The sequence below is a fragment of the Sporosarcina ureilytica genome, from assembly GCF_001753205.1.
In the GTDB taxonomy this organism is placed as follows: Bacteria; Bacillota; Bacilli; order Bacillales_A; family Planococcaceae; genus Sporosarcina; species Sporosarcina ureilytica.
In genome coordinates, this window is record NZ_CP017560.1 from 2410749 (window position 1) to 2435169 (window position 24421).

General features: G+C 39.0%; 26 protein-coding genes. 4 read left to right on the forward strand and 22 right to left on the reverse strand.

Translation table 11 applies throughout. The features are described from left to right. Positions 1-34: 34 nt before the first annotated feature. The 11 genes from BI350_RS11980 to BI350_RS12025 form a co-directional block, all read right to left on the reverse strand. Positions 35-652, reverse strand: a complete 618-nt coding sequence (locus tag BI350_RS11980; protein ID WP_075528331.1) for a cupin domain-containing protein — start codon at positions 650-652, stop codon at positions 35-37. 188 nt (positions 653-840) lie between these two features. Then, positions 841-1077 (reverse strand): cysteine-rich CWC family protein, encoded by a 237-nt coding sequence (locus tag BI350_RS17450; protein WP_082295064.1) that lies wholly within the window; start codon positions 1075-1077, stop codon positions 841-843. Continuing rightward, positions 1061-2416 carry a branched-chain amino acid transport system II carrier protein gene (gene brnQ / locus BI350_RS11985; RefSeq protein ID WP_075528332.1) on the reverse strand — a complete coding sequence of 452 codons (1356 nt, stop codon included), beginning with the start codon at positions 2414-2416 and terminating at the stop codon, positions 1061-1063. Before brnQ ends, BI350_RS17450 begins: the two co-directional genes overlap by 17 nt. A 412-nt stretch (positions 2417-2828) precedes the next feature. Further along, a complete protein-coding gene (gene opp4C, locus BI350_RS11990) occupies positions 2829-3761 on the reverse strand; it encodes an oligopeptide ABC transporter permease (RefSeq protein ID WP_075528333.1) in 933 nt (310 codons plus the stop codon). An 11-nt stretch (positions 3762-3772) separates the two neighbouring features. Then, positions 3773-4738 carry an ABC transporter permease gene (locus tag BI350_RS11995; protein WP_075528334.1) on the reverse strand — a complete coding sequence of 322 codons (966 nt, stop codon included), beginning with the start codon at positions 4736-4738 and terminating at the stop codon, positions 3773-3775. Between the two features lie 65 nt (positions 4739-4803). Beyond that, entirely contained in the window at positions 4804-6615 is a 1812-nt protein-coding gene (locus BI350_RS12000) for a peptide-binding protein (protein WP_342672179.1), read from the reverse strand. A gap of 88 nt (positions 6616-6703) precedes the next feature. Continuing rightward, entirely contained in the window at positions 6704-7744 is a 1041-nt protein-coding gene (locus BI350_RS12005) for an ABC transporter ATP-binding protein (protein ID WP_075528335.1), read from the reverse strand. After that, positions 7741-8730, reverse strand: a complete 990-nt coding sequence (locus tag BI350_RS12010; RefSeq protein WP_075528336.1) for an ABC transporter ATP-binding protein — start codon at positions 8728-8730, stop codon at positions 7741-7743. Before BI350_RS12010 ends, BI350_RS12005 begins: the two co-directional genes overlap by 4 nt. A 255-nt stretch (positions 8731-8985) precedes the next feature. Continuing rightward, positions 8986-9978: a M23 family metallopeptidase gene (locus tag BI350_RS12015; protein ID WP_245698258.1), complete on the reverse strand. Its 993-nt coding sequence runs from the start codon at positions 9976-9978 to the stop codon at positions 8986-8988. Positions 9979-10113: 135 nt separating this feature from the next. Further along, entirely contained in the window at positions 10114-10356 is a 243-nt protein-coding gene (locus tag BI350_RS12020; RefSeq protein ID WP_075528337.1) for a YqkE family protein, read from the reverse strand. 17 nt (positions 10357-10373) lie between these two features. Continuing rightward, complete coding sequence (locus BI350_RS12025; RefSeq protein ID WP_075528338.1) at positions 10374-11558, reverse strand: acetyl-CoA C-acetyltransferase; 1185 nt, start codon at positions 11556-11558, stop codon at positions 10374-10376. Positions 11559-11650: 92 nt separating this feature from the next. On the opposite strand from BI350_RS12025, the gene BI350_RS12030 reads away from it, so the two are divergent. Continuing rightward, positions 11651-12556, forward strand: coding sequence for a hydroxymethylglutaryl-CoA lyase (locus tag BI350_RS12030; protein WP_075528339.1), 906 nt, complete (start codon positions 11651-11653; stop codon positions 12554-12556). Positions 12557-12573: 17 nt separating this feature from the next. Further along, positions 12574-13494 carry an alpha/beta hydrolase gene (locus BI350_RS12035; RefSeq protein WP_075528340.1) on the forward strand — a complete coding sequence of 307 codons (921 nt, stop codon included), beginning with the start codon at positions 12574-12576 and terminating at the stop codon, positions 13492-13494. A 165-nt stretch (positions 13495-13659) separates the two neighbouring features. On the opposite strand, the gene BI350_RS12040 is transcribed toward BI350_RS12035, so the two are convergent. The 6 genes from BI350_RS12040 to yneA all read right to left on the reverse strand — a co-directional run bounded on the left by BI350_RS12040 (position 13660) and on the right by yneA (position 18294). After that, a complete protein-coding gene (locus BI350_RS12040) occupies positions 13660-13905 on the reverse strand; it encodes a YneF family protein (RefSeq protein WP_075528341.1) in 246 nt (81 codons plus the stop codon). A gap of 84 nt (positions 13906-13989) precedes the next feature. Continuing rightward, positions 13990-14439: a sporulation inhibitor of replication protein SirA gene (gene sirA / locus BI350_RS12045; protein WP_075528342.1), complete on the reverse strand. Its 450-nt coding sequence runs from the start codon at positions 14437-14439 to the stop codon at positions 13990-13992. Between the two features lie 188 nt (positions 14440-14627). Further along, a complete protein-coding gene (gene tkt, locus BI350_RS12050) occupies positions 14628-16634 on the reverse strand; it encodes a transketolase (RefSeq protein ID WP_075528343.1) in 2007 nt (668 codons plus the stop codon). 104 nt (positions 16635-16738) lie between these two features. Beyond that, the gene (locus BI350_RS12055; protein WP_075528344.1) at positions 16739-16972 is read right to left on the reverse strand and encodes a DUF896 domain-containing protein; all 234 of its coding nucleotides are present in this window, start codon (positions 16970-16972) and stop codon (positions 16739-16741) included. A gap of 354 nt (positions 16973-17326) precedes the next feature. Continuing rightward, positions 17327-17980: a YneB family resolvase-like protein gene (locus tag BI350_RS12060; protein WP_075528345.1), complete on the reverse strand. Its 654-nt coding sequence runs from the start codon at positions 17978-17980 to the stop codon at positions 17327-17329. Continuing rightward, positions 17977-18294, reverse strand: a complete 318-nt coding sequence (yneA, locus tag BI350_RS12065; RefSeq protein ID WP_075528346.1) for a cell division suppressor protein YneA — start codon at positions 18292-18294, stop codon at positions 17977-17979. The genes BI350_RS12060 and yneA overlap by 4 nt, the downstream gene beginning before the upstream one ends. Before the next feature lie 196 nt (positions 18295-18490). On the opposite strand from yneA, the gene lexA reads away from it, so the two are divergent. Continuing rightward, positions 18491-19111 carry a transcriptional repressor LexA gene (lexA, locus tag BI350_RS12070; RefSeq protein WP_075528347.1) on the forward strand — a complete coding sequence of 207 codons (621 nt, stop codon included), beginning with the start codon at positions 18491-18493 and terminating at the stop codon, positions 19109-19111. Between the two features lie 90 nt (positions 19112-19201). Here lexA and BI350_RS12075 read toward each other — a convergent pair whose 3' ends face one another. Further along, positions 19202-20035: a metallophosphoesterase gene (locus tag BI350_RS12075; RefSeq protein ID WP_075528348.1), complete on the reverse strand. Its 834-nt coding sequence runs from the start codon at positions 20033-20035 to the stop codon at positions 19202-19204. 145 nt (positions 20036-20180) lie between these two features. Next, complete coding sequence (locus BI350_RS12080) at positions 20181-21446, reverse strand: methionine gamma-lyase family protein (protein ID WP_075528349.1); 1266 nt, start codon at positions 21444-21446, stop codon at positions 20181-20183. 202 nt (positions 21447-21648) lie between these two features. Here BI350_RS12080 and BI350_RS12085 point away from each other — a divergent pair, with 202 nt between their 5' ends. Further along, on the forward strand, positions 21649-22254 hold the full coding sequence (locus BI350_RS12085; RefSeq protein WP_075528350.1) for a trimeric intracellular cation channel family protein: 606 nt from the start codon (positions 21649-21651) through the stop codon (positions 22252-22254). Positions 22255-22294: 40 nt separating this feature from the next. Here the strand turns inward: BI350_RS12085 and hfq are convergent, their stop codons facing one another. From hfq to BI350_RS12100, 3 genes are read right to left on the reverse strand one after another with little or no spacing between them, the layout of a single operon-like run. Further along, on the reverse strand, positions 22295-22519 hold the full coding sequence (gene hfq / locus BI350_RS12090) for an RNA chaperone Hfq (protein ID WP_075528351.1): 225 nt from the start codon (positions 22517-22519) through the stop codon (positions 22295-22297). 42 nt (positions 22520-22561) lie between these two features. After that, positions 22562-23509, reverse strand: a complete 948-nt coding sequence (gene miaA / locus BI350_RS12095) for a tRNA (adenosine(37)-N6)-dimethylallyltransferase MiaA (RefSeq protein WP_075528352.1) — start codon at positions 23507-23509, stop codon at positions 22562-22564. Next, positions 23506-24420, reverse strand: coding sequence for an alpha/beta hydrolase (locus tag BI350_RS12100; protein WP_075528353.1), 915 nt, complete (start codon positions 24418-24420; stop codon positions 23506-23508). Before BI350_RS12100 ends, miaA begins: the two co-directional genes overlap by 4 nt. Between the last annotated feature and the right edge of the window lies 1 nt (position 24421).

Consider the following 24421-nt stretch of genomic DNA (forward strand, 5'->3'; position numbering starts at 1 on the left):
GCTACCAGGATTGGTTAGCAGCTATTTATGTTTCTTATAACGGTTTGCAAAAGGTATATGGATTCCACTGATAAGTAGGGTCCGTGAAGGTCGAGTTTATATCGAAATGCTCGTGTTGATCACGATGACAATCTATTGGGGGTCCGATAAATACTGATGGCGGTATCGGCTTCGTTACTTCCTTCCATTTAACTTCATCAACACAATACGTATCCGCTACAATATTGGCTGGCGTTACATTCAAAAGATCCGAACCTAAAATCACTTCTGGTTTCGGTGCATTAAAAATACCTAAAAAACGTGTGTCATCAGCATTCGAGACAATATAATGCCACCACCCCTGCGGAACGTTGACAACTTGACCCGAAGTGATTGAAAAACTATGAAGCTCTTTTGTATTCGGATTGACGAGTGATACCGTAACGCCCCCGCAAATACAATAAACCAATTCTGACGCATGTTGATGGTAATGAGGTTCAACTATCTTTCCTTTACTTAAATAAATATCAAGGACCGATGTGTTGTCTAATGTATTTAATTGATCAATGCTCAGTTCATTAATGAAGTTTTTATTATCCCTTTTAAAAAGAGTATTTTGATTAACATCGAATGTATATTCTGCGTTCGGTGAACTAACATCAAATTTTTTCACCCTTTATATCCCCCTTATGATTAATCCAAACCCTTTCTTAACGTATGTATGTAATTGGATTCTGGTCACAATGGCTTCTTTGGTACTATTTTTAATAAAGATTTAACATGCTGTGAGTTTGATTGTTATTTTTCTTTTGAACAAAAAAAGCTGTTTGAGTATGAATTTACCAAACAGCTACTCCTCATTTAATTTTCATCAGAAAACGTTGACTTAAATCGATTCAAACAACTTTCACAAATACAAGTCTTTCTTACTGCTTCCGGCGGTAGAAGGTCAAATAGTTCACTTGGAAAGAACGTTTTCGTACACCAACAATCTCCTAACGACTTTTCTTTGCCATTGCAGCAATTGTTATGACGATAACAAAGTGGACAGTTTTCTAGTTCCATCCCTACTCGACTCACTTTATTCAACACGCACATTGGTCACTGATTCTTGAATTAAGGCTGCACGTTCATTCTTCACCTTACTGATAATAAAACCAATCACTGCGCCTACTATTCCAGTAACAATCCAGCCTGCCCCATTTTCAAAAAGTGGAATGAAACCGAAAACTGCATCAATTGTTTCTGGAAAAATATTTGCTTCTTTCAATGCATCTAAGACCGCAATCATCCCTACGCCAATAATTGTACTAACATAAACAGATTGATAACCGTTGAATAAGTTGTTAAACAATACTAATGCGATTAACGCGATAGCAATGGGATATAACAGTAATAAAATAGGGGATGCCATCGTCAAAATGGTATTTAATCCAAAATTGGTAATGATTAAACTTAACAAAGCAAATACAAGTAACCAAACCTTGTAAGAAACAGATGGAACGATACGCTCGAAGTACTCAGAAACCGCTGCTAAACAAGCGACATTTGTTGTAATCCCTGTTAGGAAAATAACGGTTCCAATCATATAAATCCCTACTTGGCCAAATAACACAGAAGCACTTTGTGCAAGGACTTCCCCGCCATTATCTTTTAAACCGATTGAATCCACACTAGAAGCCCCAATCCAAGCCATCGAAACTTGGAGGAGTATTAAGCCAATGATTGTAATTAGACCCGCTTTAATAAATAAACTAGACACAACTTTTTCAGATTTAATCCCTAAGGCACCAATCGACTTGATAAATATACCGCCAAACACAAAAGCGGCTAACACATCCATCGTATAATAGCCTTGTGTAAATCCTTTCAGAAAAATTCCTGAAAGATAATTTTCTTGAGGTGCACCAATACTACCCATCGGTGTAATCACTGATTTCATGATAATCGCTAGTAACAAAATTGCGAAAACTGGCGTAATCATTTTCCCAAGTCGATCAACAAACTTTGTCGTATTCCATGATAACAAAATCGTTAAAACGATAAATATCGTCGAAAATCCGAATAATATCAGTTTCGTATTTGCTCCTTCCGATACTAACGGATTAACCGCAATCTCATAAACAACTGATGTGGTTCTTGGAATTACATAAATCGGTCCCAACGTTAGAAATAATAAGACCGAAAAAACCGTTGCAAAAAGCGGATTCACTCGACTCGCTAACTTCTCTACTGTTCCACCCCCGCGAGTTAATGCTAGAATCGCTAATAAAACCAAGCCAACCCCAGTTATCAAAAAACCACTCATTGCAATCCACGTATTAGTCCCCGCTTCTTGACCTACCATAGGTGCAAAAATGACGTTCCCCGCCCCTAAAAACATAGCAAACAACATTAATCCGATTGCAAATACTTTTGAAAATGGAACTGTCTGCATAGTTACCCCTCCCTTTGTTTATCCCAACATAATTTCCCATTATTCACTTAGAAATGAACTAACTTACAACCCCTCGTGTAATCGCTTACATATATCCGTTGAAATTATCAAGAATGACTAGCAATTATTTAAGTGCTACTTCAATATGTATATATTTATTTTACTCCTACAAATTTTTTTGTCAAGATTCAAACTACCTGAAAATTGAAGTAAATAAATGTTTGATTTCTAGAATTAATTATCTGTTTGAGAAGCAGCTTTCTTAAAAAAAATGATAAAGACAGCCTTCTACATGTTAGAGGGCTGTCTTTTAATGATCTGTTATTTGTTGAAATGACATGTCACAAGTATAAAATTGTTCCTATCAAGTACTATATTCATTATGATTCTTACTTGGCTCACACTAAAAAGCTTATCGTCCATCGCTCTTCGGATCAAACGCATCCCGCAGCCCATCCCCAATAAAGTTAATCGCGAGGACTGTAATTAATATACAAAGTCCTGGAGGGATCCAAGCTTCCGGGTGATAACGAAGAATCCGAATGCTTTGTGCTTCCGAAATCATATTCCCCCATGTCGGTGTCGGTTGAGGGATACCAAACCCAATAAAACTTAATGCTGATTCAATAATAATCATGGTCGCCATCATTAACGTAGCGTTCACAATAATAGGCCCTATCGCATTCGGAATAAAGTGCCTAAAAATAATCCGTGAATCGCTAGCACCGATCGCCCTAGCGCCGAGCACAAACTCTTGCTCCCTTAATGATAAAAAGGTCCCCCTAACAATTCTTGTTAACGTCGGCCATGAGGTAATGGCGATAACTGTCACAAATATACCAATAGTTACTTTCTCCAATAAAGCAATAATCGTTAATGCAAGGACAAGGAAAGGCAACGCCAATACTAAGTCGGCTAGTCTCATGATTATGTTATCAACAATACCGCCATAATACCCCGCAACAGCTCCAGTAATAAGTCCAATCAATAGTGTAAATATCATTGCACTAAATCCAACAATTAACGATATCCTAGCCCCATACAGTAATCTAGCAAAGTTATCACGACCAGAACCATCCGTTCCCAAAATATGTTCACTAGAAGGACTTTGTTCTACCTTCAATAAATCAGCTTGTCGTGGATCATATTCCGTTAAAAATGGTGCAAAAATAGCCATACTAATAACAATTAGTAAAACGATAATTCCGAAGATGGCTAGTTTGTTTTTTAAAAAACGTCGTATCGATAGTTGCAAAGGGCTTCTATGCTTACGGTCGGCTTCCAAGTCTTCAGGCGTAAATTGTGGTTCAATTGGAAATGTATTTTCCCGGCTAGATTGTGTCATGCTTTATCACCTCAATCATAACGAATTCTCGGATCGACAATGCTATAGAAAATATCCGCGAGTAAATTCCCAACAAGAATGGCTACGCCTAACAGAAGTGCGATTGCCATCACAATCGGGTAATCACGGTTTGTGATTGAACCAATAAATAATGTGCCTAACCCCGGAAAATTAAATACTTGTTCTGTAATAATCGCTCCACTTAAAATCGCTCCGAATTCAAAGCCCATTAATGTAATGATTGGAATTAATGCATTGCGTAGTGTGTGTTTATAAAGGACATTCCGCTCACTCATCCCTTTCGCTTTGGCTGTTCGAATATAATCACTGCCTAGCACATCTAACACTTCAGAACGCATATAACGCATGTATGCTGCGGTACTCGCAAGTCCCAACGTGATTCCCGGAAGAAACATATGGTGAATTCGATCTTTAAATTCCGCAAATCCCGATAAATCAGTCGAAGACAAAGTACCTTGCGCGGGAAACCACCCTAGTTTAATCGATAAAAGATAAATCACAACGAGTCCGAAAAAAAAGTTTGGAATGGCTAGTCCCGCAAAGCCAAATGTAGTGCCCGCATAATCCAATAATGAATAAGGTTTTTTAGCAGAATAAATGCCAATTGGAATGGCAATAATCAGCGTGATACCCAGTGCAAATAAACCTAAATAAACTGTATTTAAGATACGTTCCTTAATCAGACTTTGGACGGAGCGACCATTGTATGTAATGGATTCGCCAAAATCCCCTCGCGAAACCCGACTTGCCCACATCAAATATTGTTCTGGTATTGATTTGTTTAACCCAAGCGCTTCACGTTGTTGTTCATAAACTTCCGGATTAATATTTGGATCAAGAATTTTACCTGTAAAAGGATCTCCTGGTGCTGCCTTTGCTAATCCAAATACGATAATTGACAGTGCAATTAACATTGGGATAAATACTAAAATTCTTCTAATCATGTATTGAATCATCTGTAAACACCCCCATAAAGGAGGAGAGTATATGATAGGCTCATATACTCTCTTCTCGTTAATCGTTAATCATTCACCCACCAAGTATGAGCATCTTTATACATCGTATACGGAAGCACTTCTACGCCTTGTAATCTATCATTGTATGCCCAAATGCTATTTTGCGCATACAGAATGAGCGCAGGTAAGTCTTCTGAGTAAAGCTCTTGCCACTCTCGGTACTTCTCAACCCGGTAATCTTGTTCAAATGCATCAGGTGCTTTTACTGCATCATATAGTAACTCATCAGATTCTGGATTGTTCCAACGGGAGAAGTTATAAGCATCTTTAATGCCCCATAGACCTAATGGATCTGGGTCTCCACTGCCTAGACTCCAACCAATTAAATATAAATCCCAATCTGAGTTATCGTTCGTTAAACCTTCTACGTAAACAGACATTTCTTTCGGTTGACGTAAATCAACTTTAATGCCTACCTTATCTAAGTTATCCGCGATAATTGGTGCAGATTTCTCACGTAATTGGTTACCTGTAGGATATTCCATATTCAGTACCCATTCATTCCCATCCGGGTCTTCACGGTATCCATCTCCGTCAACATCCACATAACCTAACTCATCTAACATTTCCTCTGCTTTTTCAGGATCATAAGAATAATTCGTTCCTGCATTTTCATCATAAGCCCAGAACTGTACAGCAATTGGTGAATTAATTAACTCACCATGACCGTGTAGAAGTCCTTGACCATGACCCTCACCAATTAAACCTTGTCGATCAATCGCCCAAGCAATCGCTTGTCGAACTTTTGGATCAGCAATTTTTTCGTTTGGAACCCAATTATCGGGGTTGATGACGCCATTTTCAACATCTTCGGCTGTACGGTGATTATGCTTAAAGCCAAGAATTTGATATCCAAAATCGGCTTGTTCAATCATCGTTACATCCCCATATTCATTTACCATATCGTAGTCAGCAGGGTCAATCCCGCCTGGCAATGCGATAAAATCAATCTCGCCTTTTTCTAGTAATCCAGTCATAACAGATTGCTGAACAATTTTCCAAACAAGTTTATCCAAATGCGGCTTACCTTGCCAGTAATCTTCATGACGTTCAAGAATGTATTGTTCGCGTTCAATCATTTCAGTAAACTTAAACGGACCTGTACCAATGACTTTTCCAGCATCAAGCGATTCTGCCGCCTCTGGAATTTCCGCTACTGGAATATCTTTAAAGACATGTTCAGGAATAATCGGGAAACCCGTGTAATAGAGCGGCATAATATTTGGCTCTTCAAATTTAAATGTCACTTGGTAGTCACTATCCGCCACAACCCCAACAAATTCATCCGTCTCGCCATTAGCATATTCCTCATAACCTAGCAATGGCTCCACATAGTTTGTACGTACACCACCTGCGGCTACATAGTCAGGGTCAGAAATCGCTTTATACGTGAACACAACATCATGCGCAGTAAATTCCTCACCGTCATGCCACTTAACCCCTTCCTCTAATTGGAAAGTGATTTCAGTTTGGTCGTCATTCGTCTCCCAACTCTTCGCTAGTTTAGGGATAAACTCTAATGATTCATTTTGAGTTGTAAGCCCTTCATGCGTAAAGTCAAGAATGTTTGCCTCATACGCTTCTTCATAAAAAATAGGGTTAAACATACCTGCCGGCGCTGTATGCATCGCACCAGTTAACGTCCCCCCATCTTTTGGTCCATCTGATGCTGCTTTTTCCTCTTTTTCCCCATCAGTTGTTTCAGTAGCTTCTCCCTTGTCTTCTTTACCGTCTGGCTCATCCGCATTACAGGCTGCTAGTACAAGCCCAAACATGAGCAATAAAATCATGAGTAACAAATTATTACGCTTAAACAAATAAATTCCCCCTTTTTTAATGTTCAAAAGAAACCAGCCATTCCCAAACAATGTTTATCGATCACATCACCTCCTAAAAGACCCAAAACTACGATTCTGTATATAAGTGGCAAGCAACATAATGATTGTCTTCTAATTCTATTAACTCAGGTGATACAGATACACAACGGTCATGAACCTTCGGACACCGCGTTCTGAATGCACAGCCTGAAGGTGGATTTGCCGGACTTGGTAAATCACCCTCAAGTTTAATTTTCTTTCTTCTTACGCCAGGCGCCGTTTCATCCAAATCAATGATTGGAATTGATGAAAGCAGTGCTTCTGTATATGGATGCAATGCATTTTCATAAAGTTTTTTCTTGGAAGTTAACTCTACGATTCGACCCAAGTACATTACGGCCACTCGATCACTAATATGTTTGACAACACTTAAATCATGCGCAATAAATAAGTAGGTCAGCCCTAACTCTTCTTGTAAATCTTTCATTAAATTTAACACTTGGGCTTGAATAGACACATCGAGCGCGGAAACAGGCTCATCACAAATGACAAATTTTGGATGCACGACAAGGGCACGAGCAATGCTAATTCGTTGACGCTGCCCGCCTGAAAACTCATGTGGATACTTTTGTCTATCGTCCGGACGTAATCCCACTTTTTGAATAATATCCAAAACGCGTTTCGTTCTTTCTACTGCCGGTAATTGACCTTGTACAATTAACGGCTCTTCGATTAATTGACCCACACTCATTTTAGAATTTAACGATGCAAAGGGATCTTGAAAAATGATTTGCATATCTTCGCGATAAGGTCTTATTTGTCGCTGACTTAAAGTGGAAATATCAACACCATTAAAAATAACCTTGCCTTCAGTCGGATCTAAGAGACGAAGTAAAACCCGTCCTAATGTAGATTTTCCTGAACCAGATTCGCCGACGACACCTAGTGTTTCACCTTGTTTTATCGTAAAAGAAATCCCGTCTACTGCTTTTAGATTCCCAATCGTTCGCTTTAAAATGCCCCCTTTTATTGGAAAGTATTTCTTAATATTTTTAACTTCTACAAGTGCTTCTTCTTGTAAGATGTGCTGTTCATTGGAACTTTCGATGTCTTGTTTGATGATCGTCATTCAGATTCCCCTACTTCCTCTTGAAGATAACAACGAACAAAATATCCCGGCTCAACTTCCTTCAACTCTGGATTGGATTGTCTACATTTCTCCATGACGTAGGGGCATCGCGTAGAGAAACGACATCCAACTGGAAAATTAAATGCAGGTGGCACAGTTCCCTTTATCGTTCCAAGCCGATCAACATCTTGGTCAATATTGGGTAAACTTGCTAACAGTCCTTTAGTGTACGGATGCTTTGTTGACTTTAATAAGGCCCTAGTATCTGCCTGTTCAACAATTTGCCCCCCATACATCACCATCACTCGATCTGCGTATTCAGATACTACGCCCAAATCATGCGTAATCAGTAAAATAGACATTTCAAAAGTTTTTTGCATGTCCGCAAGTAAATCTAATATTTGCGCTTGTATCGTCACGTCTAATGCGGTTGTCGGTTCATCTGCAATTAGAAGTTTTGGATCGCATGAGATTGCAATCGCAATCATTACCCGCTGTCTCATCCCACCAGAAAGCTGATGCGGGTATTCTTTCATCACTTCTTCAGCCCTTGGTATCCCAACGATTTTTAATAGTTCAACCGCACGAGATTCAGCTTCTTTTTTGCTGACCTTTTTATGTTTCCGAATGACTTCGATAATTTGATTACCAATTGTATAAACCGGATTTAATGCGGTCATCGGCTCTTGAAATATCATCGCAATCTCATTGCCCCGAATATTTGTCATTTGTTTTTGTTTTAATCGAATTAAATCTTTATCACTCACTGTAATCTTCCCATCGACAATACGCCCTGGCTTATTAATTAGCTGCATAATTGAAAGTGCAGTCATACTTTTACCGCTTCCAGATTCACCAACTAAAGCCACCGTTTCGCCAGGATAGACCGAAAAAGAAATATCATCCACAGCTTTAGCCACTTGCTTTTCTGACAAATAAAAATAGGTTTTTAACTGTTCAACTTCTAATACTGGTAATTTGCTCATAATACCCCCCAATCGACAATATCCTAGCCCACTCCTTGAGAATTCTTACGCAATAACGTTTGCGTTCTTGTTAGGATAGAATATTTCTATGAAACGATGTTAAATAATTCCGATAATTAGGTACATTGTATGTGCTCCCCCTCTCGTTGTCAATACCATTTCAATGATTCGTTAGAATATTACAAATTATTTGTTCAGTCGACAAAATACTTAAAAAAACCGAATTCGAGCATGACTCGAATTCGGTCTGTATTCCTATTGAGTACCTTCTCTATCCTGTCGTTCCCATATTCTTAAGTAAGGATACGGGTCAAACGCCCACTCTACTCTGCCATTGTATTTATACATCCCGTAATGGAGATGAGGTGGGAAACGTCCCGATGTACCTTCTTTCCCATACCCTGAACTGCCAACATATCCGATAATGTCACCCGGTTCGACAATACTTCCTTCTTTAAACTCTTTATTGAACGATGATAAATGTGCATAATAATGGTAGGTATTATGCATATCTCGAATTCCAACACGCCATCCGCCGTATTCATTCCAGCCCATTATTTCGATTACTCCATAAGAAACCGAGCGAACTGGTACTCCGTAACCTGCAAATATGTCAGTTCCCTCATGAATTCGACGCCCTCCCCAACCGCGACTCGCCCCCCAAGTTCCACGGTAACTATAATGAGATCGAACTGGCAAAGGAAAAGCTCTTTTATCAAGCGCATTCGTCTCGAAATATTCATATATTTTAGCAATCGTCATAATTTGATGAACCGTTTCTTTTTTGTCATAGTAATCCATTAATGCTTGTTGTATTCCTTTTTCTGTATGCGAATAAGCATGTAAATACTCGGACAAAGTGTACATAATATCATCAGGACTATTAGAACTTGCAAAGCCGTCCCCATCGCCATCTTTTCCAATCCCGCCAAAATAAGCAATTGAAAATGGAGATTGATCTTCATAATGGGGATTATGAACCCCAGCCCAAATATGCGGAGGTAAATTCATAGCGACTGGCTCTTCTCTTCGTTCAAGATCAGATCTCACTTCTTGGATATTTCGCTCGAACTGGTCGATTGCTGCTAAATAAAACCAAGGGACCTCAATGCTTGAATATTTCATGTAATAATCCATTCGATCTGCCAGGATTTCTTCTCTTGTCTTTTCGTTTTCAGCATGAACCGGGATCAAGAAAACAAAACTAACGCAAAACGCAACTATAAATGAGCGTATCCATGTACGCAAAACAATACCTCCTTCTCGATACGTCAAATAGTTTCCCCTGTTCGACTTTTTTTATAATCCTGTTTGTTAAAGATCTGCTCCAAATAAAAAAACTTCATCCTTTTTTTAGGACGAAGTGTTGAAATGGAAAATCAGTTAAAATTTTGAACCGATATCGCCATATTCATTGAGCAATTCTTCAAACGTTTTATTTTTTTCTCTTTCTTTTCGTTCAAGTCGAATTTGCTCTTGTCTTTGTTCTTCTTTTTTCTTTTCAACTTGTGCCAATTCTTTTTTCGCTTCTTTTAATTTGGACAAGACGTCTTCATTTAGCGCATCTGATATACTCAATGATGAATCTTGATTTGCTTTGCGCTGATGATGCTTATTTTTCTTCATCTATATCCCTCTTTCATCTATGGTCTAGTGACAATCGTCGCGACCCCTTGGCCCCCACCAATACAAAGTGTCGCAAGACCTGCTTTCACATCACGACGCTTCATTTCATGGAGTAAAGTGACAAGAATTCTTGCACCACTTGCACCTATTGGATGGCCAAGTGCAATTGCACCACCGTTTACATTTAATTTTTCGTGATTAAAACTAAGTTCTTTATCAACAGCAATCGATTGTGCAGCAAATGCTTCATTTGCTTCGACTAGGTCAATCTCACTGAGGGACATGTTTGAACGTTCCAAAACATTTTTCACTGCTTGAACAGGACCGATTCCCATAAGGGAAGGATTTACTCCAGCGCCAGCATTTGCAACAATTGTTGCGAGCGGCGTGACACCTAGCTCATCTGCTTTCTTTTTCGACATAATGACAAAAGCAGCCGCGCCGTCATTAATGCCAGATGCATTTCCAGCAGTGACGCTGCCATCTCGTTTAAACGCTGGACGTAATTTGCCTAATTGTTCAGCCGTTGTCCCTTGACGAACATATTCATCCGTTTTGAATATTTTTGGTTCTCCGCTACGTTGCGGTATTTCAACTGCCACAATTTCCTCTTCAAATTTCCCTGCTTCTATTGCTCTGAAGGCTCTCTCTTGTGAACGTGCAGCAAATTTATCTTGTTCTTCCCGTGATATGGAATAACGGTCACATAAATTTTCTGCGGTTGTCCCCATATGATAATCATTAAATGCACACCATAAACCATCAGAAATCAAACTGTCAATTATTTTTTGATCGCCCATTTTAAATCCTTCACGACCATTTTTCAGTAAATATGGCGCTTGGCTCATATTTTCCATACCACCGGCAACAATTATATGTGCATCCCCCGCTACAATTGCTTGATGTGCTAAATGAACGGCTTTCAAACCAGAGCCGCACACCTTATTAATAGTCATCGCCGGGATTGTTTCCGGTAACCCAGCTTTAATACATGCTTGTCTAGATGGATTTTGTCCAATCCCTGCCTGTAAAACATTCCCCATAATGACCTCATCTACTTGGTCTGCCGCAACCCCTGCCCTGTTTAAGGCTTCTTGAATGACCGTTGCGCCTAGTTCTACCGTCGAAACGTCTTTTAAAGAACCTAAAAATGATCCGATTGCAGTTCGTACCGCACTTACGATAACGACTTCTTTTGTCATGTCCTGTCCCCCCTTAAAGATTCCCTTTTTTGAATATTCGGTTGCTTGTACATACACCCATTCCTTATAATGAAGAATAAGGAGGGGATGATATGTTTATTTTACCAAAGAATGTGACGATAATCGAGGTAGGACCACGAGATGGATTGCAAAATGAACAAAAACTTGTTCATACTCAAGATAAGCTCGCATTTATTCAAGCGTTACAACAGGCTGGAATTGAAGAAATGGAGCTTACTTCATTTGTATCGCCAAAGTGGGTGCCACAAATGGCCGATGCAAAAGAAATTGTGGAACGAAGTGAACGCATTGGCAGACAATTTGTATTAACGCCGAATGAGAAGGGTGTAGACCTGGCAATTGAAGCTGGTGCAAAGAGTGTTGCATTTTTTGTAGGGGTAAGTAATTCATTTAATAAAAAAAATATTAATCGAACGACTGCCGAAAGTATGGAAGCGATTACACCACTTATCCAAAACTTAAAAGCACAAAACATTTTTGTTCGTGCATGTATTTCTACTGCGTTTTATTGTCCATACGAGGGGAAAATTCAACAGGAAGACGTCATTCAACTGTGTAAAAAGTTCGTTAAATTAGGGGTAGATGAGCTTAGCGTTGCAGACACAATCGGGAAAGCAAATCCTGTTGAAAGTTACAACCTATTCTTAGCACTACTAAATGAGCTACCGAATATACTAATAACAGCACACTTTCATGATACTCGAAAAATGGCGCTCGCAAATATTTTTGCTTCACTTCAAGCAGGTGTTCAACGATTCGATACGTCTGCTGGCGGGCTCGGCGGATGTCCATTTGCACCTGGTGCAACGGGAAATGTTGCGACAGAAGATGTCGTACACCTTCTAGATTCACTAGGAATCCATACAGGAATTGATGTTGAAAAGGTATGTGAAGCTGTCACTCTCATTGAACCGCATGTTTCAAGACCGATTGAAACTGGTATGTATAAACTATTTAAGTCACCACAAACACAATAAATAGGAGGACATTTGTTTTGAAACGGCGAATGCTTTATTTGACAAGTATTTTCTCGAGTGCAATTGCAGCAATTGTAACGCTACTAGGCATTTTCTCGTCAAATCGCCTCATGTATTTAAAATTAAAAGACCCTGACGTGATTGTACAGCGAGAAGTATTGGCTAAACGCTTCGATGAAAAATGGTATGAAGCTGTAGATAAAGAAGAACTTTGGATACAATCTCCAAACGATTACTTATTGCATGCTATTTTCTTAAAACCATTACAGACAAATCGAACGGTCATTATTTGTCATGGCGTTACCGAAAATAAAATCAATTCATTTAAATATGCACGATTATTTGAAAGGCTTGGATTTAATTCAGTTATTTATGACCATCGAAGACACGGGGAGTCTGGCGGTAAAACGACGAGCTTTGGCTTTTATGAAAAATCTGATTTACAAGCAATCGTGCAATTTATCCGAAAGAAAATTGGCCAACATGCAATACTTGGGATTCACGGAGAGTCGATGGGCGCGGCTACAACGATTTTATATGCGGGTACATATAAAGATGAAGCAGACTTTCACGTTGTTGATTGTCCTTTCTCCGATTTCACTGAGCAAGCCTTGCATGTATTGCGAAGAGAAACGCCTTTTAGAACGACAATGGTGTTACGAATCGCGAACTTATTTTTAAAAATGCGTGATGGTTATACATTAAAGCTCATTTCGCCAAAAGAAGTCATTGCAAATGTTCAAAAACCTATGCTTTTTATCCACAGTCTAGAAGATGATTTTATTCTTCCTTACATGACAGAGGAATTGTACGAAAAGAAAACTGGTCCTAAAATGCTGAAGATTTTCGAGAAAGGTGCCCATGCAAAATCATTTAATGACAATGCTGAGGAATATGAAAAAACTGTACAAGAGTTCCTTCAAAAATTTGTGAACTAATTAACATTCGATAGCTATAGATTAGCCAAGACAGCGCTGGAGAACCAACAGACAAAGATACTTTTTTCACCACAGAATTTTCATGTTATTTTCTTAGCACCTGGCGATTGAGGCTAGAGAAAATAAACAACCCGTTGATTTATTATCAACGGGTCCATTTATTGCTTATTTCTTTTTTGATTTTTTGTCCTTCTTATCGCCCATTTTATTCATCTGATTCATCATCTGATTAATGCGCTTTTGTGAAGGTTTTTGCCCCATTTGCATCATCATCATTCGTAGCATATCTTCATTAATCGGCGGGTTCTCTTCCAAGTATTTCATCATATATTGACGTGCAATGAAAAATCCAAGGGCCACACCAGCTAATAGCGCGACGATGATGATTAGTATCCACCAAATCGTTGCCATTCGCTATACCTCCTTCACTTCTGTTGTACCAAAATACGGTTCCATGAAGGATTATACAACACTACGCGCGGATATACTACCTTTTCAGCGAAAAACTACTGCTCTTTCTAAATTTCCTTGTGTGTGCTTAACAGGCTTCAACCATCCCCACTCGCCTTGTCCATTCATAATAGCAAAAAAGCGACGATCCGCCTCAGATAATGCGACGAATAAGTCAAGGTCTAACATCCTAGAACCATCACATTTCACCGTTAATGAGTAGGGAGAAAACGTGATTAGAATCGTTCCTTTCACTGGATGTGTTAATTTATGTTGTCCATTTTCTAATTCAACTGTCTTGAATATCTTACCAAGCCTAGCCACGATTGCGTGATCAACCAATTCCCTATCCACAATATCACATAAATAACGGACTTCCTGTAAATCATCACTATGGTTTACATTTTCTTTCAGTAAGTCATATAAGAGTTGCTCACGTCCAATAATAAACTGTTCATACATTTCCTTTATTTTATAAATACTGTATGACCGCATATCTCCCACCCCCTACTCATGATGATACAGACTATTATTTAAAAAGGCTGTCACACTGTGATAGATAACTCCACTATTATTGCCGAACCTTGTCGGTAATAATAATAATCAACCTTATCTGAATTCGATAGCCGGAAATAATAAACAAAAAGTTCTACATGCCTGAATGACATGTAGAACTTGTTAATTTAAGCTTCAATTAAAGTTTTTACTTTAGAGACAACATTATCTACTGTGAAGCCATATTTTTCTAAGACAATATTTCCTGGTGCGCTTGCTCCGAATGTATCGATTGCAAGGACATCACCTTCGTCACCTACATATTTATGCCAGCCTAGTGATGCACCCATTTCGATACCTAGACGTTTTTTAACGTCTTTTGGCAGGACGCTGTCTTTATAAGCTTGGTCTTGTTTTTCAAACAGATCCCATGATGGCATAGATACAACTGATGCATCAATACCTTCTTCTTTAAGTACTTTTTGTGCTGCCACTGCTAAGTTTACTTCTGAACCAGTTGCTAATAAAATTGCATCTGCTTTATCTTTTGTTGCAGGAGAAACAACGTAAGCACCTTTGGAAACACCTTCCATTGCAAGTTCTGCTGACGTTGGTAATACGTCAAGGTTTTGACGGGATAAGATCAGTGCAGTTGGTGTTCTGTCCGAACTTACTGCCATTTTCCATGCAGCTGCTGTTTCGTTTGCATCAGCTGGGCGGATAACAGATAAACCTGGCATTGCGCGCAGTGCTGCTAGATGCTCGACAGGCTCATGAGTTGGACCGTCTTCTCCTACCGCAACGCTATCATGCGTAAAGACATAAGTTACTGGAACTTCCATTAATGCTGAAAGTCGAACTGCTGGACGGACATAGTCACTGAATACGAAGAATGTACCGCCGTATACATGTAAACCACCATGTAATGCCATGCCATTTAATGCAGTTCCCATTGCAAACTCTCTTACACCAAACCAAATATTACGTCCCGCGTAGTTTGCTGGTAGGAATGCATCTGAACCTTTAATCATTGTATTATTTGAACCTGCAAGGTCTGCACTTCCTCCAAATAATGCCGGAACAACTTCAGCGATTGCGTTAATTGCATCTCCAGAAGCTGCACGCGTTGCGAGGGATGTACCTTCCTCATATTTCGGTAAAATGTCATCGAAGTTTTCTGGAAGTTTACCTGCAATCGCATCTTGTAATTCTGTCGCAAGGTCAGCATGCTCAGCTTGATAGCTTTCGAATAACTCATTCCATTGTTGTTCTTTCTCTACACCTAACTTCGTTGTAGCTTCACGGAAGCCTTCATAAACTTCTTCCGGAACATAGAAATCTTCTTCAAATGTCCACTTATAGTAGTCTTTCGTTAGCTTCATCTCATCTTCGCCAAGCGGTGCACCGTGGGAAGCAGAACTACCAGATTTATTTGGAGAACCGTAACCAATCACTGTTTTAATCTCAATCATTGTCGGTCCGCCAACGTTTTCTTTCGCTTCTTCAATTGCTTTTGAAATGAGTCCGACGTTATTTCCGTCTTCAACACGGATGTAATTCCATCCGTATGACTCAAAACGTTTTTGAATATTTTCAGTAAATGACATATCCAAGTCGCCATCTAATGAAATGTCATTACTATCGTATAGAACAATAAGTTTATTTAGCTGTAAATGTCCCGCTAGTGAAATGGCTTCCGCAGCGACACCTTCCATTAGGTCTCCATCACCACATAATGCGTATGTATAGTGGTCAACGATATCGAAATTAGGTTTGTTATACTTTGCAGCTAAATGCTTTTCTGCCATAGCCATACCGACAGCCATACCAATCCCTTGTCCAAGCGGTCCAGTTGTTGCTTCTACGCCATCTGTATATCTGTATTCAGGGTGACCTGGCGTCTTAGAACCCCATTGTCTGAAATTCTTAATTTCTTCCATAGGTAAATTGTAGCCAGATAGGTGAAGTAGGCTGTATAACAACATAGATCCGTGACCAGCTGATAAAACAAAGCGATCGCGGTTAAACCACTGTGGATTTGAAGGATTGTGATGCATATGTTTCGCCCAAAGTGTATAAGCCATTGGCGCCGCACCCATCGGCAGTCCTGGATGACCAGATTTGGCTTTTTCAATTGCATCAATTGAAAGTGTGCGGATTGTATTAATTGCAAGCTGATCAATTTGTTGAGTCATAATGAATGTACTCCCTTTCGCATTTCAATCATTTTCTTTCTCTTATAGTCTAGACAAATTTCTGCGTAAAAACAATTGTAATGAAGTAATTCATACAATTGTTTTTACTGTTTTGATTGGCGATTTTGCGCACGCTTTACCTTTTCCGGCGTTACATCATTACCTTCCGGGTCGATAACTTGCACATTTTCAATCGTTTTCCGCATGCTAGAGCGAAATGTTGCCAAATATTCTTGTCGTAGTTTCGTTTGCTCTTTCGCTTCTTCCATTGAAAGACCCGACGTTTTGGATTTTTTCGATAGTTCATTGATACGATTTATTTTTTCTTTTGATAACATAAGGCGTTCCTCCATCATTTTTACATAACGAGTCAATTTCATAAATTGAATTGCTATATATGTTATATTAAAGAATCTTACTACACGTTGATTTCCGTTCCAGGCGGACGCGTTCCTGGGGGCGTGCGGTGAGCCTCCTCGTCGCGAAAACCGCGCTCCTGCGGGGTCTCACCTGTCACGCTAATCCCCAAGGAGTCGCCGCCTTCCACTACAATCAACTAAAAATGTTAAAAACAATATAACAACATATATAATTTTTCCCACATATTAGCATTCGTATTATTTATTTTAGAATATGAAATGAACTCATAACATAGTTAAAAGATATACAAAAAAAGCAAGAAGTGCAATGTTTCAGCCTTCCTGCTCTACTATATATTCTCTATAACGCCTATGAACAGTCGCTTTACTTAAGTCATGCCCTAATCCATTCAAAACACTCGTAATTTCTTCGAATGTAAGACCTTTATTGCGTAGTGAAACAATTTCACTCACCGGAACTTCAATCCGTTCACGACCTTCTAAATTCCCCCTATTTTTGAGGTTCTTTTCCGGACGATACCCTTCTTTTACTGCTCGGCGCATCCCGCGTTTAATTTTGGCATTATGAATTTTCCTTTGATATTCTTCAACAAGCGCTAGGATTTCTAACAGCATTGTATCCATCTCGTTTAATGAAATAGGACCACTATCATGATACGTAAAAATGTCAGTATTCGTTTTAGCTAATAAATGGTACACCGCCATTCTAGCATTTCCACGTCCTATCCGCGTTTCATCTTGAATGAGTACCGCATCAACCTCATTTTTTTGTACAAAATCTAGTAAATCTAACAAACCTTCACGTTCAATATCAAAACCACTATGCTGATCTGAAAACGATGCTTGTACATCAAAATTAAATTTTTCCGCCATATTTTGTAATTCTTCCTGTTGTCTGTCTAGTGATTGTTCTTGGGTTTCTTTTTCAGTACTCACTCGACAATAGATTACACAGCTTTTACTCACTTTCCATCCTCCAATGTATTTGTAGCAATATCATGAAACTTTAATTTTTGTGGCGTCACGGGAATACGTATTTCTTCCCCTATCTTTATCGTGGTGGATGATAAATTATTTATTTTTACAATTTCATTTATCCATTTATCTGAAGGGATATTTTCGGCATACTCTTCAGAATACCCCCATAATGTATCTCCCTCTGCAACTGTTAGATATTCATAGGTTACCTCATGTTCTAGCTTTTTGATACTTGCCACTGTAAATATTATAAATAGCACCATTACAAATAGTATATAATTATTTTTCTTTATGAAATTCATCTTAATCCCCCTTGAGAATACATGTTCGGAATACCTGTTCTCATATTATGACAGTTTTTTTCATTTGTCAACACTTTCTTTCGAACTAACGTTTGTCTTTTGATACGAACGCTGTTATACTAATTTCAACGATAGAGTTCACATTCGAGTAGATTGATACTTTGAATAGATGAAATAATTTAAAGAGGTGAATGAGATGACAAAGATTTCAAAAAGACAAGAAGCCATCATGGATTTCATTAAATCCGAAGTAAATCAAAAAGGGTATCCACCTTCTGTTAGAGAAATTGGCGCAGCAGTCGGATTAGCTTCTAGCTCAACTGTTCACGGACATTTAGCACGATTAGAAAGCAAAGGCTATATTAGACGGGATCCGACAAAACCACGCGCGATTGAAATATTAGATCCTGAAGGGCTAGATGCCATTAAACCTGGCGTATTACATGTCCCACTTATCGGAAAAGTGACGGCGGGACAACCGATTACAGCAATCGAAAATATTGAAGAATATTTTCCTTTACCTGAGTCGTTCGGAACGAATGAAGACAATCTTTTTATGTTAGAAATTGTTGGCGATAGTATGATTGAAGCTGGTATTTTAAATGGCGACTACGTCGTTGTGAAACAAAAGAGTACCGCGGATAACGGTGAAATCGTCGTTGCCATGACTGAAGAAGAAGAAGCAACTGTTAAAAGATTTTTTAAAGAGAAAAATTACTTTAGACTTCAACCAGAAAACGCTTCGATGGATCCAATAATCGTCGACAACGTGTCCATTTTAGGTAAAGTCGTTGGCGTTTACAGAACAATTCATTAATCACTTGAACTAGTGTATGTGAAATCTCAATTAAATATCACCACAAAAAGAGAGCTTAGGGAAATTCCTAAGCTCTTTTGAAATCGTAAACTAGTTATGTGTTAATGATGTCACAATGATTTCCGGCCGATTGAAAACCCGAAATGGAATAATACTATTTCCTAGCCCTCTATTAACGACCATCACCGTATTGCCCTTAGTGTGTTTACCGGAAGTGTACTTTGGAAATAATCCTTGATCAGGTGCGATTAGGCCGCCAATGAAAGGGATTCTAAATTGTCCGCCATGTGCATGCCCCGTGAAAACAATATCGAATTGATAATGGGCGTATAACGAAAGCATTTCTGGTCTATGTGCTAATAAAATCATAAAATTATCCGGTCTATAACCTTTTATTGAATGAGCGATAGCTTCTTCAGTTATTGCAGTATCGCTCCCATTTCCATTGGCAGGATCGTCTATCCCTATCAAAGATAATTTCTCTTGTTCACGATAAATTTCGACCAAATCATTTCTTAAAACCATTACACCTAAATCATTTAGCTTCGTTTCCAATGAATTAAATCTTCCGGACCACCATTCATGATTGCCCGTTACAAAATAAACGGGTGCAATTTGAACCAATTCCTCCATTAATTTTAAGCCAGCTTCTTCTTCGTATTGATTCGCGTCTACTAAATCACCGGTAAATACAATTAAATGAGGCTTGCTACGATTCACCTGGTTGATGAGTTTAATTTGATTTTTTCCAAAGCCCTTACCATGTAAATCTGATAATTGTACGATTTTATATCCCTCGAAATGCTTAGGGAGTTTATCCGAACGAATCGATATTTTGGTCACCTTAATCCAATTATTTTGAGAATAAAGGAATGTGGTAAGCAACAATAAACCAATTATTGAAAATAGTAACCTCTTTTTCATGGGAACACCTACCTTCAATTTAGAAGCATGCCGTTAAAATATCCAGCTTTAGCGCCTGGCCCCTCATGTACAAGGCTGTTTGCTTTAGTAGCTGAAATACACCCCATCGCAAGCTGACTTATGCCTATCTGGGCAACAAAGCGCATCAGCCCTTTTTAATCAATCCGTCTTTAATTAGTTTTTCCGTTGAAGAAAGAACTGCCGCTTTTACATGTTCGTACGTTAGGCCGCCTTGTACGTATGCTGTATAGGGCGGTCTAATTGGGCCGTCTGCTGTTAGTTCAATGCTTGAACCTTGGATGAATGTTCCTGCTGCCATAATGACATCATCTGTATAGCCCGGCATGGACGATGGAACCGGTGCAAAATGAGCATTAACCGGTGAGTTTTCTTGAATCGTCTGGCAAAAAGCAATCATTTGCTCAGCATTCGCAAAGGACACCGATTGAATCAAATCTGTTCGCTCCGTCGCGTAATGCGGAGTTGTGACAAGTCCATAGCTATCTAATAGCGCAGCCGTGAAAATTGCGCCTTTGACAGCTTGACTGACAATATGCGGTGCTAGGAAAAAGCCTTGATACATTTCAAGCAATGTATCTAAAGAAGCACCCGCCTCTGCCCCTAATCCTGGAGACGTCATTCGATTTGCACATAGCTCAACAAGTTCTTCTCTCCCTGCAATATATCCGCCTGTTCTAACGAGTCCCCCGCCCGGATTTTTAATTAAAGAACCCGCCATTAAATCTACGCCTACTTCGGTAGGTTCTAATTCTTCAACAAATTCTCCATAGCAATTGTCGACGAATACAATGACGTCAGGCGCGATTGCTTTTACTTTCTCGACCATTTCCTTAATTTCATGGACCATGAAGGATGGTCTATCAGAATATCCTTTTGAACGTTGAATGCCAATCACTTTCGTTTGGCTATGAATGTTTTTTTCTACCTCTTCAAAATCAACAGAACCGTCTTCTAAAAGATCAATATGTTTGTATGTAATGCCGTAGTCAGCAAGTGACCCAGTATCTTTACCATTGCCGCTCACAATAGAATCAAGCGTATCGTAAGGTTTTCCCGTAATATATAATAATTCATCGCCCGGACGCAATACACCGAATAAACTTATGGAAATGGCATGCGTTCCTGAGATGATTTGGTTACGTACGAGACAACTTGCCGCGCCGAAAGTTTCCGCATACACACGTTCTAATACGTCGCGTCCTTCATCATCATAACCATATCCTGTTGACCCAGATAAATGGAAATCACTGACACGGTTATTTCGAAATGCTGCAAGCACCTTTTTTTGATTCGCATATGCAATTTTTTCAATCTGTTTGAAATAGGGCGTGAGTTTTTCCTCAATCTCCTCTACTTTATTTGTTAAATTTAATTCTTCATTTAGATACATAATGATTTTGCCTCTCTCTGTTGTATATTCATCTAATCATTTTATCAGTTTGTAACAGTAGGTCAACGTTTACTATTTTTCATTCACTTATCAAGCGCGTAAGTCTCTCGATTTTATAAATATGATATTCTTCATAGCAATTTATCGTATGTTATGATTAATCAAACAGCTATGGAAATTCGTTCGAAATGGGGGATGGGTGTTGGCTTGGGATGTCTTCAGTTTTATTGGGACAGTTGCATTTGCAATTTCAGGTGCGATTATTGCGATGGAAGAAGAATATGATTTGTTAGGTGTTTATATATTAGGGACAGTAACTGCATTTGGTGGAGGGGCCCTTAGAAATTTGCTTATCGGCCTTCCACCTACAGCCTTATGGAGTCAAGGACTTTTATTTCAAGTCGCAATTGTTTCAATTACCATCATTTTTTTATTTCCTAATCATTTAATCACCCATTGGGAACGCTGGGGCACTTATTTTGATGCAGTTGGCCTTTCAGCATTTGCTATACAAGGTGCTTTGTTCGCAGTTGAATTGGAACTTCCAATTAGCGCGGTCATTGTCGCTGCCGTTTTAACTGGTTCGGGTGGTGGAATCATTCGGGATTTACTAGCAGGCAGACGGCCACTGGTCTTTAGGAGAGAAATTTATGCTGTTTGGGCAGTGTTAGGGGGATTATTCGTCGGTCTCGGCTTATTTAAATATGATTTTGCCTTATATCTTTTACTTGTCGTGTTGACTTCTCTTCGAATTTTGTCTTTAATTTACCACTGGACACTTCCTGTCAAATCGATTGCCAAAAAATAAAAAAGCGGAACTTGGTTTTTAAGCCTAGTTCCACTTTTAGTTATTCTTCTAAATCCATCGTAATGGTTTTTGTCGGTACATAAGTCGATATGGCATGCTTATAAATGAGTTGCTGTTTGCCTTCCGTTTCTAATAATACAGTGTAATTGTCATAAGATTTTATCAAACCTTTTAACTGAAAACCATTCATCAAAAATACTGTCACAAAAATATTATTTTTGCGTAATGTGTTTAAAAAGACATCTTGCATATTCCCTTGTTTCATAGACATGTTCCTCCCATTCCAATGTACTACTTGAGTTCTCTTCTATCTATTTCGTTGCAAAACTTGAAAATCCTTCAAAATAATTGAAATTTCTTTCAAAATTTCTTTTGTACCTCGTTCTGCATCAAACCAAATAATATCAAGTTTATTTCTAAAGTAAGTCATTTGACGTTTTGCATAGTTGCGCGTACTTTTTTTAATGGCTTCTACTGCTTCTTCATATGACATTTTTCCTTCTAGATAACCTTGAAGTTCACGATACCCGATCGCCCGCATTGATTGGGTATCCTGAATGCCTTTTTGTAACAGGTTGTTCACTTCATCAAGAAAACCTTGTTCCATCATCATTTCTGAACGCATATTAATTCGGTCGTAAAGAACTTCACGATTCATGTCTAAGCCAATGATTAAATGATTAAAGAGCGCTTGGTTGCCAGCATTTTGTTCATGTTCATTTTTCGTTCTTCCAGTGACTTCGATAATTTCAAGCGCTCGAATGATGCGTCGATGATTATTCGGATGAATTTTCTCTGCACCGACCGGGTCTATTCTAACCAATTTTTCATATAAATAGTCTGGCCCTTTTTCTTCTAACACGTTTTCTAATCGATTTCGAACTTCAGGATTGGATGCTTCTTCTGTAAATCGAAAATCATAGAGGACGGATTGAATGTATAACCCTGTTCCTCCAACAATAATTGGCAACTTTCCCCGGGCTTGAATGTCTTTAATCCAGCTTCTTACTTCTGTTTGGTATTCTGCTACCGAAAAACTTTCTGTCGGTTCTTTCGTATCAAACAAGTGATGCGGCACGCCGTCCATTTCGTCTTGCGTAATTTTTGCGGTCCCAATATCAAACCCTTTATACACTTGTGTTGAATCCCCGTTAATAATTTCCCCGTCAAGCAGTTTAGCTAATTCAACACTTAGCGCAGTTTTACCTGAGGCAGTCGGTCCTACAATTGCGAGTACATCCAATTTATTTTTCATCTTTTTTCTATCCACTCCAACACTGCCTGTATGACTTCTTTTCGAGTTGAGTCGCCTAGGAGTTCATGTCTTCCGCCCTCGAATAATAATACAGTGACATCTTCAATTTTTGCTTTATCATATTGCTTTGCAACTTTCCATAATGCTTTTCCGTTATTGCCCACTGGATCTTCTGTACCACCAAATAATAAAATAGGTAACCTTTTTGGTGTGCGCGCAATTTCCTTTGTCTCATGGATAAGTCCTAGTCCTGAAAATAAATCGAGAAAAAATTGCGTCGTCGGTACGAATCCACAATACTCATCACTTATATAAGTAAATACAAGCGTATTATTTTTTGATAACCAATCAAATTTAGTTGACGGTTGTTTAATCCCACGGTTGAAACTGCCAAACACGAGCGCGTCTAGTAATTTATTCGGTTGTGCATAACCGATTTTTCTTCCCATTACATGACCAATTGCTTGGCCCGCATACCGAGCCACTCCACCATCATCGCCAGTAGCGGAAAGGACAACTAAATCGACAAGGTATCCATATAATTGAATAAAACGTCTTGCAATAAATGAACCCATACTATGTCCTAATAGTATAAATTTTCTTGTCGGGTATTCCGCTTTCATAAAGCTGATTACTTCATAAGAATCTTCGACCATCCGATTAAAGCCGTTTTCATCAGCAATATGGCCTCGTTTTCCGTTCATTTCAGCTGTTCTTCCATGTCCTCGGTGGTCATGCCCAGTTACGATATAACCTTGTTCTATAAAAAAATCAGCTACCGTCTCATAACGCCCACTATGCTCCTCCATTCCGTGAAGGATATGGATATGGCCGATAGGTGTTCCTTCTGGTTGCCGGCTATAGGCATATACCACTACGCCATCCGACATTTCAAGTGACCATTCTTTCATA